We start from the raw sequence: 14,120 nt of genomic DNA, 5'->3' as shown, positions 1-14,120 counted from the left end.
GGGGGGGGGCAGTGCGGCAGACGACCTTCTCTGCGAGGCATCCCCCACCCCTTACCCCTCCCCTGAAGGGGAGGGGCTTATTGAAACTACCGCCCTACCATATCCTCCGCCCGCACCACGCGGTCGAACGTCGCTTCATCGACCAGCCCCAGATCGAGCCCCGCTTCCTTCAGCGTCATCCCCTCCTGGTGCGCATGTTTGGCGATCTTCGCCGCATTGTCGTACCCGATCTCGGGCGCGAGCGCGGTCACCAGCATCAGCGAGCGATCGACCAGTTCGGCGATTCGCCGCCGGTCGGGTTCGAGGCCCTCGACACAGCGCTCGGCAAAGCTCTCCATCCCGACCGCCAGCAGGTCGATCGAGCGCAGCACCGCCGCCCCGATCATCGGCTTGAACACGTTGAGTTCGAGATGCCCCTGCATCCCGCCGACGGTCACTGCCTGGTGATTGCCGATCACTTGCGCCGCGACCATCGTCAGCATCTCGCACTGGGTCGGGTTGACCTTGCCCGGCATGATCGAGCTGCCCGGCTCGTTCGCCGGCAGAACCAGTTCGCCTATCCCCGAACGCGGACCCGAGCCGAGCAGGCGAATGTCGTTGGCAATCTTGGTCAGCGCCACCGCGAGGCTGTTCAACCGTCCAGAGAAATCGACCAACGTGTCGTTCGACGCCAGCGCCTCGAACTTGTTCGGCGCGGTCTCGAACGCGAAGCCGGTCAGCGCGGACAATTCGGCGGCGATCGCCGGGCCGAAATCCTTCGGCGCATTGAGCCCCGTCCCCACCGCGGTGCCGCCCTGCGCGAGCTTGGACAGGCCATGTTCGATCAGCGGCACCAGCCGCGTCCGTGCCAGCCGCACTTGCGCATAATAGCCCGAAAACTCGTCGCCGAGCGTGAGCGGCGTCGCGTCCTGCAGATGCGTGCGGCCGATCTTGACGATATCCTGCCATGCCTGGGTCTTGGCGAGCAAGGCCGCCTCCAGCCGCTCGATCGCCGGCACCAGCCGCCGCGTCGCCGCGAGCGCCGCCGCGACATGGAGGGCGGTCGGAAAGCTGTCGTTCGACGACTGGCTCATATTGACGTCGTCATTAGGGTGCACCGGCGCCTTGCCGCCACGCTTGCCGGTCAGTAGCTCGTTGGCGCGGCCGGCGATCACCTCGTTGACGTTCATGTTCGATTGCGTGCCACTGCCGGTCTGCCAGATGACCAGCGGGAATTGGTCGTCGAGCTTGCCCGCGACCACTTCCGCCGCCGCCGCCTCGATCGTATCGGCCTTTTCCGCCGCCAGACCGTGTTTACGGTTCACCCGCGCCGCGGCCTGCTTCACCAGCGCCAGCGCGTGGACGATCGCGATCGGCATGCGCTCGCGCTCGCCGAATGGGAAATTCTCGATCGATCGCTGCGTCTGCGCGCCCCAATAGGCGTCCGCCGGCACCTCGATCGCGCCGATCGAATCGGTTTCGGTGCGGGTTTCGGTCATCGCGCAGGCTCCTCATCGGGCGGACATGCCCGACTTGGCGTCACCAGATGCCGGGCACAAGCCTTGCGCGTACGCGGCCGGCATATTCGCGATAGCCGGGCAGCTTCTCGTGGAGCAGCCGATCTTCCCATGCGGTGCGGACGGCAAGCAGGATCGACGCGATCGCAGCCGGCACCAATCCCCACCATGAGGCCAGCGCCAGCGAGATCCCCAAGAACATCGCCACCGCCGCGCTGTAACCCGGGTGCCGGACAAATCCATAAGGGCCCGAGTCGACCACGCGCTGGTGCCGTTCCGACTGGATACGCACGCCGGGCTCGAAGAACGGATTGACCGCTTGTGCCCAGGCGGTGATCGCGATCCCGCCGAGCAAGGCGACATAGCCGATCACGATCAGCCACAGCGGCACATGCGACCAATGCGCCCGTCGCGCATCGAAGCTCGCGATCGGGATGGTCACGGTCATCGCCGCCAGAATCACGGCGACCAGCGGCAGGTCCCAGCGCTCGGTACCCGGCTGGAACCTGCTGCGGGCGCGAAAGATGATCGGGTTGACCTTAGCGATCGCCAGACCGGACGCCCCGAAGGCGATGACCAGCGCCGCAACGAAAATCCAGCCGGGTATCCAACCGATATCGCCGGCGGGAAGGAAAATGAGCAGGAACAACGACATCGGCAGCGAGACCGCATAGGCGATCGCTTTGCTACGGGTCATCGGCTGCGGATCCTGCGGCTGTTCCTCGGCCATATGCGTCCTACGCCGCGGCGCGCGGCTTGTTCCTGGCGCGTTTCGGGCTCGACCCTATCGAAGGGCAGCCCGACGACCGACTATAACTCTCGTTAAAAAACACAGCGAAAGTAGTAAGTTGTCAACCGCTGTCTATTATATGCTCAAGGATGCTGCGTCGCGTCCCGCTCTCTTTGCTTCGGCCGGGCATGTTCCTCCACGCCATCGAGGGCTCGTGGCTCAGCCATCCCTTCTGGCGCCGGCGGTTCCTGCTGCGATCGGACAGCGATATTGCCGCCCTGCGCGACGCCGACATCGCCTTTGTGACCATCGACACCACGCGGGGACTCGCGCCGATCGAAGAGCCGGAACCGATCATCATCACCGAACCCGTAGTCGCAAGCGGCCCCACTGGCATCACTGCCGAGCGCGAGCGCGCCGCCGACATCGTCGCGCGGACCAGGGAAATCATCCGCGGCGTTTTTGAGGGTGCCCGGTTGGGCAAGGCGATCGACTCCGAACAGGTCGCCGCGGTCGTCGACGAGATTTCGGGATCGGTGCAGCGCAACGCTTATGCCCTGATCAGCATCGTCCGGCTCAAGTCCAAGGACGACTATAGCTATCTGCATTCGGTCGCGGTGTGCGCGCTGATGGTCAATTTCGCCCGTCATCTGGGGTTGCCCGATGAGACCGTGCGCGAATTCGGCCTGGCGGGACTGGTGCACGACATCGGCAAGATGGACGTGCCGTCCGAAATCCTCAACAAGCCCGGCCGGCTGACCGATGAGGAATTCGCCATCGCACGGCTCCATCCCGAACGCGGCTGCGCGATCCTCGGTCGGGCGGAGGCCATTCCCGCTACCGCGATCGACGTCTGCCGCCATCATCACGAAAAGATCGACGGCACCGGTTATCCGTTCGGGCTGAAGGGTGGAGAGATCAGCCTGGCGGCGCGGATGGGCGCGATCTGCGACGTCTATGACGCGCTGACGTCGGATCGCGCGTACAAGGACGCGTGGTCGCCGATCGAGGCGGTTACCGCGATGCATGGCTGGAACGGCCAGTTCGATCGCGATCTGTTGTTCACCTTCTACCAGAGCATCGCGGTGTTCCCGGTCGGCATGGTCGTCCGCCTGCGCTCGCAGCGTTTGGCGATCATATTGTCCAATGGCCGCCGCGCGAGTCGGCCCCGCCTGCGCGTCTTCTACGACACCGCCGCGAACAGCCTGGTCGATCCACGCGACATCATTCTGGCCGATGACGACGCGTGCAAGACCGTCATCCGCGCGGAGAATGCCACCGATTGGGGAGCGCATGATTGGCCCGCGCTGTGCGTGCATCTGCTTCAGGAGAGCGATAAGCTCGACCGCGACGTGATCGCACGGTTGTGGGCGGGGGTCGAAACGACGCCAGGGGAAACGGTCGAGATGCCTACCAGCGATCGCGTCTCGCGCTGGCGGCCGAGTGAAAGGCTCGATTGAGCCAAGCCGTTACCGTAGTTTGGCAGGCGTCTTCGTCTCGCCCGGTCAGGCCGTCACGGAAGTGAATTCCGTGACGTCGGACGCGGCTACCGCCGCGCCGGCCGGCCGTTCGCGTCACCAAGGTGACCGCCGCGCGAGCCGCGCGGCTCGCTTCGGCTTACTTCTTCCTTTTGAAATCGACGCTTACGACGTTCGAGCCGTCATCGACGCGCTCGACATGGTCGTTCTCAGCCTCGTCATGCGGCTCGGGCCCGTCGGGGCCTTCCTGCGCCTGGAAGCGCAGTTCGAAATTGACGGCGGGATCGTGAAAGCCGGTGATCGCCGAATAGGGAATGTCGAGCTTCGACGGCACTTGGTTGAAGCTCAACCCGACCGAGAAGCGCTCGTCATCGACGGTCAGGTCCCAATAGCGATTCTGCAGGACGATCGTCATCTCGTCCGGGAACCGCTCGATCAGGCGTTCTGGGATGCTGACGCCGGGCGCCTGCGTCTTGAACGTGATGTAGAAATGATGCTCGCCGGGCAGCCCGCCGCCGGCCGCAACCGAGCCTAGCACGCGGCCGACCACGGCGCGCAGGGCCTCCTGCACGATCTCATCATACGGAATCAGGCTATCGGGCAGACCATCACTCATATGCCTTGGGTAGCCGATGCGAGCGTCGGGTCAAGATTGCATGACGTGCAACACACCCATATGGGGGCGCGATGCGCACCGCGACGATCAACCGCAAGACGAGCGAGACGTCGATCGACGTCGCCGTCAACCTCGACGGGACCGGCAGCTATGCCGTGTCGACCGGCATCGGTTTCTTCGACCATATGCTCGAACAATTGTCGCGCCACTCGCTGATCGACCTTCAGGTCAAGACGGTCGGCGACCTCCATATCGACCAGCACCACACGGTCGAGGATACCGGGCTCGCGATCGGCGAGGCGATCAACAAGGCATTGGGCGAAAAGCGCGGCATCCGCCGCTATGCCGACGCGCTGTCGCCGATGGACGAGACGCTGACCCGAGTCGCGCTCGACATTTCGGGGCGGCCGTTCCTCGTGTGGAAGACCGAATTCTCGCAAAAGCGCCTCGGTGAGATGGATACCGAGATGTTCGAGCATTTCTTCCACTCGTTCGCGCAGACCGCCGGGATCACGCTGCACATCGAGACGCTCTACGGCTCTAACAATCATCACATCGCCGAAGCCGCGTTCAAGGGCCTGGCCCGCGCGCTGCGCGAAGCGGTCGAGATCGATCCGCGCAAGGCCGATGCCATCCCCTCGACCAAGGGGACGTTGTGATGCCCGCAACGCACGCCGACGCGCCGGTCTGTCTGATCCTGATCACCTACGTCGTCCCGCTCGACGAGGTCGACCGGCATATGAAATCGCATATCGACTGGCTCGAGCGCGGCTATGACGAAGGACTGTTCCTCCTGTCGGGGCGCCGCAACCCGCGCACCGGGGGCGTGATCGTCTGCCGCGGGCACCGGGCCGAGGTCGAAGCGCTCGCGGCAAGCGACCCCTTCGTGACCAGCGGCGCGGCGACGATCGAGGTGATCGAATTCAACGCGAGTTGGGCGGCCGACGCGGTCGTACCCCTGCTCGCGTGACGCTCGCGCTGATCGATTACGGCGCGGGCAACCTCCATTCCGTCGCCAATGCGCTGAAGGCAGCGGGCGCGCAGGACGTCGCGATCACCGCCGATCCCGATCTGGTGCTCCGCGCCGACCGCATCGTCCTTCCGGGTGTCGGTGCGTTCGGCGCCTGCGCGGCGGCGCTGCGGGGCGTGCCCGGCATGGTCGATGCTCTCGATCAACGGGTGCGTCATGACGGCATGCCCTTTCTCGGCATCTGTGTGGGCATGCAATTGATGGCGCGGGTCGGCGAGGAAATGGGCGAGCATCGGGGACTCGGCTGGATCGAGGGCCGCGTCCGCCTGCTGACGCCGTCCGATCCCAGCGCCAAGGTACCGCATATGGGCTGGAACGATGTCCGCCCGACATCTCCTCATCCGCTGATCGAGGCGGGCGAGGCCTATTTCCTGCACAGCTATGCGTTCGAGGGGGACGATGTGGTCGCTACCACCGACCATGCCGATCCGGTCGTCGCCGCGATCGCGCGCGACAATATGGCGGGCGTGCAATTCCACCCCGAAAAGAGCCAGCGTTACGGGCTGGAATTGTTGAAGAGGTTCCTGACATGGCGGCCGTGAAATGAGCCTCATCATCTTCCCGGCGATCGACCTCAAGGGCGGCAATGTCGTGCGCCTGGCCGAGGGCGACATGGACCGCGCGACGATTTACGGCGACGATCCCGTGGCGCAGGCGATGGCGTTCGCCGCGGCCGGGTCGCAGCATCTTCACATGGTCGACCTCGACGGCGCATTCGCCGGCGAATCGGTCAATGGCGATGTCGTTCGCGCGGTGGTCGCCGCTTTCCCTGGCCATGTCCAACTGGGCGGCGGGATCCGCGATCGCGCGGCGATCGAGGGCTGGTTCGACGTCGGCGTGTCGCGCCTGGTGATCGGCACTGCCGCGCTCGACAATCCCGACCTGGTGCGTGAGGCCGCGCGCGACTTTCCGGGCGGCATCGTCGTCGCGGTCGATGCCAAGGACGGCATGGTCGCGACGCGCGGCTGGGCCGATGTGTCGGACGTGTCGGTCGAGGACATGGCACGCCGGTTCGAGGATGCCGGGGTCGCCGCCTTGCTGTTCACCGATGTCGGGCGCGACGGCCTGCTCAAGGGCTGCAACGTCCAGGCCACGGTCGATCTCGCGCGCGCCGTCGACATCCCGGTGATCGCCTCGGGCGGGGTCAGCGGGATCGCCGACATCCATATGCTCGCGCTCCACGCCCGTGACGGGATCGAGGGGGTGATCACTGGTCGCGCGCTGTATGATGGTCGCCTCGACCTCGCGACGGCGATTGCCGTGGCGGAGGCGGCGTGAAGATTACCGTCCTTCTCCCTCTCCCCTTTGGGGAGAGGGCCGGGGAGAGGGGCAGTGTCTCAAGCATTTCGGTCGCGACTGCCCCTCTCCCGGCCTCGCTACGCTCGTCCACCCTCTCCCCGATGGAGAGAGGGCGATCATGACCGTTCGCGCCCGCGTCATTCCCTGTCTCGACGTCGCCAATGGCCGCGTGGTGAAGGGCGTCAATTTCGTCGATCTGCGCGACGCCGGCGATCCGGTCGAGCAGGCGCAGGCCTATGACGCCGCCGGTGCCGACGAGCTCTGCTTCCTCGACATCACCGCCAGTCATGAAGCGCGCGGTACGATTCTCGACGTCGTGCGCCGCACGGCCGAAGTCTGCTTCATGCCGGTGACGGTGGGCGGTGGCGTGCGCTCGGCCGAGGATGCCCGCGCGCTGCTGCTGGCCGGCGCCGACAAGGTCGCGGTCAATTCCGCCGCGGTGGCGCGCCCGGAACTGGTCAGTGATATCGCCGAGCGATTCGGCAGCCAATGCTGCGTCGCCTCGGTCGACGCGCGACGCACCGCCGACGGTTGGGAAGTCTTCACTCATGGCGGCCGCAAGCCGACCGGCATCGATGCGGTCGCCCACGCACTGCGCCTCGCCGAACTCGGCGCGGGCGAGCTGCTGATCACCAGCATGGATCGCGACGGCACGCGCGGCGGCTACGACCTCGAGCTCATCCGCACCATCGCCGACCAGGTGAGCGTCCCGGTGGTGGCGTCGGGCGGCGTTGGCGGGCTCGACGACCTCGTCGCCGGCATCCGCGACGGCCATGCCAGCGCGGTGCTGGCCGCCAGCATCTTCCATTTCGGCGAGGCAAGCATCGCCGACGCCCACCGCGCGCTAGCTGCGGCGGGAATCCCCGTCCGCACACCCCTCTCCTAACGTCACCCCGGACTTGTTCCGGGGTCCAACACTCCTCAAAGGAGTCCTTCCACCGTTCCGCGTTGGATGCCGGAACAAGTCCGGCATGACGGAAAGTTAAGAGGCTCGCGATATCACGCCCTCTCAATGCGCTACGTCTTCGCCTTGCCCTTGCTGCTGACCGCAATTCCTGCGCTCGCCTCGGTGCCGCCGCATAGCGGGGTGATCCACACTCGATCGATGCCCGAACTGTCCGACATCGCCTTGTTCGGCATGGCGGTTGCGGGTGTCTGGCTGGCGCGCCGAGCGCTGCGCAAGCGCTTCGCCAAGCAGGCCGACGCGAGCAAGGCCGTTTCAGAGGATTGACGGCGGCGGCGCGGACAGGCAGCGCGCATGTCATGGACAACGACCCGCTCGACGCGCTCGACGCGCTGATCCACTCCCGCAAGGGCGAGAGTGCTTCCAGTTCATACACCGCCGAACTGTTCGTCCGCGGCCGCGCCAAGATCGCGCAAAAGGTCGGCGAGGAAGCAGTCGAGACCGTGATCGCGGCGATGCGCAAGGACAAGAAGGAACTGACCAGCGAGGCCGCGGACCTGGTCTATCATTTACTCGTCCTGCTCGCCGATTCCGGCCTGTGCCTCAACGACGTGCGCAGCGAACTGGCGCGCCGGACAGGCACGTCGGGCCTCACCGAAAAAGCCAATCGGAGCTGAGGGTCCGCACTCCGTTACCGCGCGGTCGTGACGGAGCCGATTTTGGTGTCGGGCTAGGAGCAAGGAGAGAGCGATGCTGGAGGCATCGTGATCGACGCGCAACGACGTCCGGCGCCAAAATCGGCCCGCCGCGTAGCGGTCGCCCGTACAGGCCCGCTGGACTTCGTCGCTTGCTTGCGCGTAGTTCCTCCACGCGACTACGCTGCGCTCCTAGCCAGCGGGCCTGTACGGGCGATCACGATCCTCGCGGTAACGGAGTGCGGACCCTAAATGCCGATCGACGCCACCCTGCCCTATGACGACCAGAACATCTTCGCGAAGATCCTGCGCAACGAGATCCCGTCGAAGCGCGTGTACGAAGACGAATGGGCGGTCGCCTTCCACGACATCAACCCGCAGGCGCCGACCCATGTCCTGGTGATCCCGCGCGGGCCCTATGTGTCGTGGGACGATTTCAGCGCCAAGGCATCGGACGCGGAGATCGCCGGCTTCGTCCGCGCCGTCGGCAAGGTCGCGCGCGATCTCGATCTCGTCGCGCCGGGCTATCGCCTGCTCGCCAATGTCGGGTTGCACGGCCATCAGGAGATCGCGCATCTCCACGTCCATCTGTTCGGAGGGCGGGCACTAGGCCCGATGCTGTCGCGCTGACTTCGTCTCAGCCGTAACCATTAAGGGATTGCGCGCGGGGGTTTTGCGACTAGGCTCCCCCGCCAGCACCAAATACCACCTTGGGGGTTGGCTATTCATGATTTTTGACCGCGTAAAACCTCTCGATGCGATCCTTGCGACCGCCGAGAAAAAGGGACTGCACCGATCGCTCGGTGCGTTCCAGCTGACCATGCTCGGCATCGGCGCCGTGATCGGCACGGGTATCTTCGTGCTGACGTCCGAGGCCGCGCAAAAGGCGGGCCCGGGCATGTTGCTCAGCTTCGTCGTCGCCGGCTTCGTCTGCGCGGTCGCCGCACTCTGCTATTCCGAACTCGCTTCGATGGTCCCGGTGTCGGGATCGGCATACACCTACACCTATGCCGTCACGGGCGAGCTGCTCGCCTGGATGGTCGGCTGGGCGCTCATCCTCGAATATGCGGTCGGCGCGAGTGCTGTCGCGGTCGGCTGGTCGAACCATTTGGCCGGGTTGCTCGACGGCATCGGCTTCCATTTGCCGAACGCGATCAAGAATGCCGATGCGCTGATGGCGCATGCCCAGGTCGCATTCGGCGCGAAGCCCAATGTCGACCTGCAGACGGCGATGGACACCGGCGGCTGGATCAACGTTCCGGCCGTCTTCATCGTCGGTCTCGTCACCTGGCTGCTGGTGATCGGCACGACCGAGAGCGCGCGCGTCAACGCCGTGCTGGTGCTGATCAAGATTACCGCGCTGACCGCGTTCATCGCGCTGACCTTGCCGGTCCTCAACGGCACGCATTTCAACTCGCCGGCCGAGCCGTTCCTGCCCACCGGTACGACCGGTATGCTGGGCGCCGCAGCGTCGATCTTCTTCGCCTATGTCGGCTTCGACGCGGTCTCGACCGCGGCCGAGGAAACCAAGAACCCGCAACGCAACGTGCCGATCGGCCTGATCGGTTCGCTCGGCATCTGCACCATCTTCTATCTGCTGGTCGCGTCGGGCGCGATCGGTGCGATCGGCGCGCAGCCCGTTGCTGGCCTGGACGGTAGCGTCCTCGCACCGGGATCGGCCGAGATGGCCGGACGCTGCGCCCGGATCGTCGCGTCTGGCGCGATGGAACCGCTGGTCTGCTCGAAGGAAGCGCTGGTCCACGTTCTCCAGGTCATCAACTGGCCGGTGATCGGACGGCTTGTCGGCATCGCCGCTGTGCTGGCGCTGCCGTCGGTCGTATTGATGATGATGTTCGGCCAGACCCGCGTGTTCTTCACCATGGCGCGCGACGGCCTGCTGCCCGAGAAGCTCGCCTCGGTTCACCCCAAGTTCCGTACCCCGCACGTCGTCACCGTCGTGACCGGGATCGGCGCGGCGATCGCGTCGGCGATCCTGCCGGTCGGCAAGCTCGCCGACTATTCCAACTCCGGTACCCTGTTCGCCTTCTTCATGGTGGCGGTGTCGGTGATGGTGCTGCGCCGCACCGATCCGGGCCGCAAGCGGCCGTTCCGCACGCCCGGCGTGTGGATCATCGCGCCGCTCGCGATCATCGGCTGTATCGGACTGTACGTCTCGCTGCCGCTGACCGCGATCCTGGTCCTGCCGGGCTGGGGGTTGATCGGGCTGCTGATCTATTTCTTCTACAGCCGCAGCCGCAGCCATGTCGGACGGGGCGTTATCGACGTGCCCGAGCCGGAAGCCTATGAAGGGCTCAAGCCCCCGGTGCCCGGCACCGAGTGATGGTCTGATCCAGGCAACAAAAAGGGGCCGGAGTCACCAGACTCCGGCCCCTTTTCTTTTCTAAGCCCTCTCCCGCCGGCGGGAGAGGGTTTGGGTGAGGGTCTTCTTACTTCTTTCAGGCTCGTCCGCTTGGAAGAAGTAAGAAGACCCTCACCCTCCCGCTTCGCGGGCCCCTCCCTCTCCCGCTTGCGGGAGAGGGAATTCCTTGCTCAGCCCAACTTTTCAGCCACCAGCTTCTTGAGATCCGCCAGCGGGCGCGGGCCGACGTGCGAGATGCATTCGGCGGCGCAGATCGCGCCCATGCGCAGGCTGGTCTCGAGATCGCGACCCTGCGCCTGTCCGGCGAGGAAGCCGGCCGCGAACAGGTCGCCCGCACCAGTGGTATCGACCACATGCTCAATCGGCTCAGCCGGAACGCGAGCATGTTCGTCGGCATGATGCGCCTCGGCACCCTTGGGCCCGTGCGTGCAGACGAGTGTCGGGACGCGCGAGGCCAGTGCCGTCACCGCCGCCGCGATATCTTCGGTCTGCATCATTGCGCGGACTTCGTTGTCGTTGGCGAACAGCAGGTCGATCTGCCCGGCGTCGATCAACTCGAAGAATTCATCGCGATGCCCTTCCACCACGAAGGTGTCGGACAGCGTCAACGCCACCTTGCGTCCGGCATCGCGCGCCATCGCGATCGCCCGCTTCATCGCGTCGCGCGACTGCTCGGCGTTCCACAGATAGCCTTCGAGATAGAGGATCGCGCCCGCGCCGATCGTCTCGGCATCGACCGCGCTCTCCGGCAGATACTGCGCGGCGCCCAGGAACGTGTTCATCGTGCGCTGGCCGTCAGGGGTGATCAGGATCAGGCACCGCGCGGTGGGATCGCCGCCGGTGGCGGGCGGCGTCGCGAAATGCACGCCAAGCGACTGGATGTCGTGCGCGAACACTTTGCCGAGCTGATCGTCGGCGATCTGGCCGATAAAGCCGGTCGGCTGCCCCAGCGCCGCGAGGCCCGCAATCGTGTTCGCGGCAGACCCGCCCGACACTTCCTGTCCTGGGCCCATCCGCGAATAGAGGTCGTCAGCGGCGGCCGGATCGAAGATCAGCGCCATCGATCCTTTGGTCATGCCCTCGGCGGCGATGAACTCGTCGGTCGACTGCGAAAGGATGTCGACGATGGCATTGCCGATCGCGACCACGTCATAAGCGGGGCTGGTCAAGTCAGATATCTCCGGGAAATGGTTGGCCGCGCCGTATCGCCGCCGCTAGACAGAAGCAACGATGATCCGCGCTTTCCTCCTGTCGCTCGGGCAACTCACCGATCCCGCGATCCTGCGCGTCTTCCTGAAATCGATCGGGCTGACTCTGCTGGTCTTCCTGCTGCTCGGCGCCGGGCTGTGGTTCGGAACGCAATGGCTGTTCGTCGATCAACTCGGTTGGGGCGAGAACGCCGCCGGTCTTGCGGTCATCGGCGAGTTCGTCGTGACGCTCCTGTTCGGCTGGGTATTGTTCCGCGCGGTGGCGATCGCGGTGATCGGCCTGTTCGGCGACGAGATCGTGATCGAGGTCGAGCGCAAACATTATCCCGACGCGCTGGCGAGCGCGCATGACGTGCCGTTCGCGCGGTCGTTGCACATGGGGCTACGGTCCGCCGGGCGCGCGCTGGCGGTCAATCTGGTGCTCGCCCCGGCCTATATCCTGCTCCTGCTGACCGGATTCGGCACGCCCCTGCTGTTCTTCGCCGCCAATGGCTGGCTGTTGGGAGTCGATCTGGGCGAGATGGTTGCGGCACGGCATATCGCGCCGTCCGAGATGAAGGCATGGCGCGCCTCGACGCGATGGGTGCGGTGGGAATTGGGCGTGATCGTTTCGGGATTGCTGACATTGCCCGTCGTCAACCTGTTCGCCCCGATCCTGGGCGCGGCGATGGCGGCGCATCTGTTTCACGGGAGACGAGGATGAAAGCTATATTGGCCGTCGCGGGGCTCGCGCTGCTGGTCGCGGGCTGCGGAGAGACGACGTTGGCACGCCCCGCAATGCCGACCGTGGTCGTCAGGCCGACCCAGCCGACAAGCGGCCTGGAGCGGGTAATGGGGCAGAATGCCGCCGGACTCACCCAATTATTCGGCGCCGCCAATGCCGATGTCCGCGAAGGCACGGCGCGCAAGCTGCAATTCCAGGGCACGTTCTGCGTGCTCGATACCTATCTCTATCCGGGCAAGAACGGCGGGGAAGCGACAGTGACCTATCTCGATGCTCGCCAGCCCGACGGCAGCCCAATCGACCGCGCGAGTTGCGTCGCGGCGCTGGCGCGGCGGAATGGCGGGAAATAAACTCCCCTCCCGCTTGCGCGTTCCAGGTCGGTTGCGCCCCCGGCGCAACCTAAACAGTCCGGGGGACTGTTTACCTGGAACGGGGCGGGGGGAGGGTCTGTCGCACCTCAGCCCTTGAGATACATGCCCTCCCCTAGCCCCTCCCGCGAGCGGGAGGGGAACTTAGCTGCACCAGCGCCCAGCCCGCAGCGTCGCGCACCACGTCCGACGCGTCGTCGCGTAACGCCTCCAGCACCGGCACCAGTCCAATGTCCCCGCTATTCCCCGCGGCATAGGCCGCATTGCGGACCATGCGATCGCGTCCGATCCGCTTGATCGGCGACCCCGAAAACACCTGGCGAAACCCGGCATCGTCGAGCGCGAGCAAATCGGCCAGCCGCGGCGCCGCCAGCTCCGCCCGCGGCAGGAACGCGCGGTTGGCTGCCGCCACCGAGGCGAACTTGTTCCACGGGCAGACTGCCAGGCAATCGTCGCAGCCATAGATGCGATTGCCGAGCGCCGCGCGGAATTCCTCCGGCACTGGTCCCTTATGCTCGATCGTCAGATAGGAAATGCACCGCCGCGCATCGAGCCGATAGGGTGCGGGAAACGCATCGGTCGGACATGATCGCTGGCACGCGTCGCACGAGCCGCAGCGATCGCGCCCCGCCTGATCGGGCGCGAGGTCGAGCGTGGTGTAGATCGCGCCCAGGAACAGCCAGCTGCCGTGATCGCGACTGACCAGATTGGTATGCTTGCCTTGCCAGCCCAATCCCGCCGCCTCGGCCAGCGGCTTTTCCATCACCGGAGCGGTGTCGACGAACACCTTGAGGTCGCTGCCCGGCGCTTCCGCCACGATCCACCGCGCCAGCGCCTTGAGCGTCCGCTTGACGAGATCGTGATAGTCGCTGCCCTGCGCATAGATCGAGATGCGCCCGCGATCGCCCTCGCCCGCCAGTGCCAGCGGATCGCGCCCCGGCGCATAGCTCATGCCGAGCGCGATCACGCTTCTGACCTCAGGCCACAGCGCCGCCGGCGCGGCGCGGTGGTGCGCGCGCTCCTCCATCCAGATCATCTCGCCATGGCGGCCTTCCGCCAGCCATTGGCGCAGCCGCTCGCCCGAGCGCGGCGCGGCGTCGGCGCGCGCCATGCCGATAGCGGCGAAACCCAGCCTTAAGGCTTCGTCGCGCAAGCGGTCTTCGAATAGCTTGTGTTCGGTCACTTCGCCCCG

The 14,120-nt window shown here is 65.8% G+C and carries 17 protein-coding genes; 12 read left to right on the top strand and 5 right to left on the bottom strand.

The window, feature by feature from the left end; genetic code table 11:
* Positions 1–86: 86 nt before the first annotated feature.
* Both fumC and SMA01S_RS13915 read right to left on the bottom strand, forming a co-directional pair.
* Positions 87–1,478, bottom strand: a complete 1,392-nt coding sequence (gene fumC, locus SMA01S_RS13920) for a class II fumarate hydratase (protein WP_066823324.1) — start codon at positions 1,476–1,478, stop codon at positions 87–89.
* 40 nt (positions 1,479–1,518) lie between these two features.
* The gene (locus SMA01S_RS13915) at positions 1,519–2,193 is read right to left on the bottom strand and encodes a methyltransferase family protein (protein WP_066823357.1); all 675 of its coding nucleotides are present in this window, start codon (positions 2,191–2,193) and stop codon (positions 1,519–1,521) included.
* Positions 2,194–2,375: 182 nt separating this feature from the next.
* Here SMA01S_RS13915 and SMA01S_RS13910 point away from each other — a divergent pair, with 182 nt between their 5' ends.
* Entirely contained in the window at positions 2,376–3,686 is a 1,311-nt protein-coding gene (locus SMA01S_RS13910) for an HD-GYP domain-containing protein (RefSeq protein WP_084250301.1), read from the top strand.
* 157 nt (positions 3,687–3,843) lie between these two features.
* On the opposite strand, the gene SMA01S_RS13905 is transcribed toward SMA01S_RS13910, so the two are convergent.
* Positions 3,844–4,320 (bottom strand): SspB family protein, encoded by a 477-nt coding sequence (locus SMA01S_RS13905; protein ID WP_066813068.1) that lies wholly within the window; start codon positions 4,318–4,320, stop codon positions 3,844–3,846.
* Between the two features lie 71 nt (positions 4,321–4,391).
* Between SMA01S_RS13905 and hisB the strand changes: the two genes are divergently transcribed.
* The 9 genes from hisB to SMA01S_RS13860 all read left to right on the top strand — a co-directional run bounded on the left by hisB (position 4,392) and on the right by SMA01S_RS13860 (position 10,589).
* Positions 4,392–4,979: an imidazoleglycerol-phosphate dehydratase HisB gene (gene hisB / locus SMA01S_RS13900; RefSeq protein WP_066823319.1), complete on the top strand. Its 588-nt coding sequence runs from the start codon at positions 4,392–4,394 to the stop codon at positions 4,977–4,979.
* Entirely contained in the window at positions 4,979–5,290 is a 312-nt protein-coding gene (locus SMA01S_RS13895; RefSeq protein WP_066823316.1) for a YciI family protein, read from the top strand. Before hisB ends, SMA01S_RS13895 begins: the two co-directional genes overlap by 1 nt.
* Complete coding sequence (gene hisH / locus SMA01S_RS13890) at positions 5,287–5,892, top strand: imidazole glycerol phosphate synthase subunit HisH (RefSeq protein ID WP_066823313.1); 606 nt, start codon at positions 5,287–5,289, stop codon at positions 5,890–5,892. Before SMA01S_RS13895 ends, hisH begins: the two co-directional genes overlap by 4 nt.
* A 1-nt stretch (position 5,893) precedes the next feature.
* Positions 5,894–6,628 carry a 1-(5-phosphoribosyl)-5-[(5-phosphoribosylamino)methylideneamino]imidazole-4-carboxamide isomerase gene (hisA, locus tag SMA01S_RS13885; protein WP_066823310.1) on the top strand — a complete coding sequence of 245 codons (735 nt, stop codon included), beginning with the start codon at positions 5,894–5,896 and terminating at the stop codon, positions 6,626–6,628.
* 139 nt (positions 6,629–6,767) lie between these two features.
* On the top strand, positions 6,768–7,535 hold the full coding sequence (gene hisF, locus SMA01S_RS13880; protein ID WP_066823306.1) for an imidazole glycerol phosphate synthase subunit HisF: 768 nt from the start codon (positions 6,768–6,770) through the stop codon (positions 7,533–7,535).
* Between the two features lie 126 nt (positions 7,536–7,661).
* Positions 7,662–7,880: a hypothetical protein gene (locus SMA01S_RS13875; RefSeq protein ID WP_066823297.1), complete on the top strand. Its 219-nt coding sequence runs from the start codon at positions 7,662–7,664 to the stop codon at positions 7,878–7,880.
* A gap of 32 nt (positions 7,881–7,912) precedes the next feature.
* Positions 7,913–8,230 carry a phosphoribosyl-ATP diphosphatase gene (locus tag SMA01S_RS13870; RefSeq protein ID WP_066823294.1) on the top strand — a complete coding sequence of 106 codons (318 nt, stop codon included), beginning with the start codon at positions 7,913–7,915 and terminating at the stop codon, positions 8,228–8,230.
* Between the two features lie 270 nt (positions 8,231–8,500).
* A complete protein-coding gene (locus SMA01S_RS13865; RefSeq protein ID WP_066823291.1) occupies positions 8,501–8,878 on the top strand; it encodes a histidine triad nucleotide-binding protein in 378 nt (125 codons plus the stop codon).
* A 97-nt stretch (positions 8,879–8,975) separates the two neighbouring features.
* On the top strand, positions 8,976–10,589 hold the full coding sequence (locus SMA01S_RS13860) for an amino acid permease (protein WP_066823287.1): 1,614 nt from the start codon (positions 8,976–8,978) through the stop codon (positions 10,587–10,589).
* Positions 10,590–10,798: 209 nt separating this feature from the next.
* Here the strand turns inward: SMA01S_RS13860 and SMA01S_RS13855 are convergent, their stop codons facing one another.
* Positions 10,799–11,797, bottom strand: coding sequence for an adenosine kinase (locus tag SMA01S_RS13855; RefSeq protein ID WP_066823284.1), 999 nt, complete (start codon positions 11,795–11,797; stop codon positions 10,799–10,801).
* Between the two features lie 61 nt (positions 11,798–11,858).
* Between SMA01S_RS13855 and SMA01S_RS13850 the strand changes: the two genes are divergently transcribed.
* Both SMA01S_RS13850 and SMA01S_RS13845 read left to right on the top strand, forming a co-directional pair.
* Positions 11,859–12,539, top strand: a complete 681-nt coding sequence (locus tag SMA01S_RS13850) for an EI24 domain-containing protein (protein WP_066823281.1) — start codon at positions 11,859–11,861, stop codon at positions 12,537–12,539.
* A complete protein-coding gene (locus SMA01S_RS13845) occupies positions 12,536–12,910 on the top strand; it encodes a hypothetical protein (protein WP_066823278.1) in 375 nt (124 codons plus the stop codon). Before SMA01S_RS13850 ends, SMA01S_RS13845 begins: the two co-directional genes overlap by 4 nt.
* Before the next feature lie 133 nt (positions 12,911–13,043).
* Here the strand turns inward: SMA01S_RS13845 and queG are convergent, their stop codons facing one another.
* Positions 13,044–14,111, bottom strand: coding sequence for a tRNA epoxyqueuosine(34) reductase QueG (gene queG, locus SMA01S_RS13840; protein WP_066823275.1), 1,068 nt, complete (start codon positions 14,109–14,111; stop codon positions 13,044–13,046).
* Positions 14,112–14,120 lie beyond the last annotated feature (9 nt).

This window comes from Sphingomonas mali NBRC 15500, assembly GCF_001598415.1.
Classification (GTDB): domain Bacteria; phylum Pseudomonadota; class Alphaproteobacteria; order Sphingomonadales; family Sphingomonadaceae; genus Sphingomonas; species Sphingomonas mali.
Note: the sequence above shows the minus strand (reverse complement) of the source record. Positions and strands in the feature narration are given on the sequence as shown.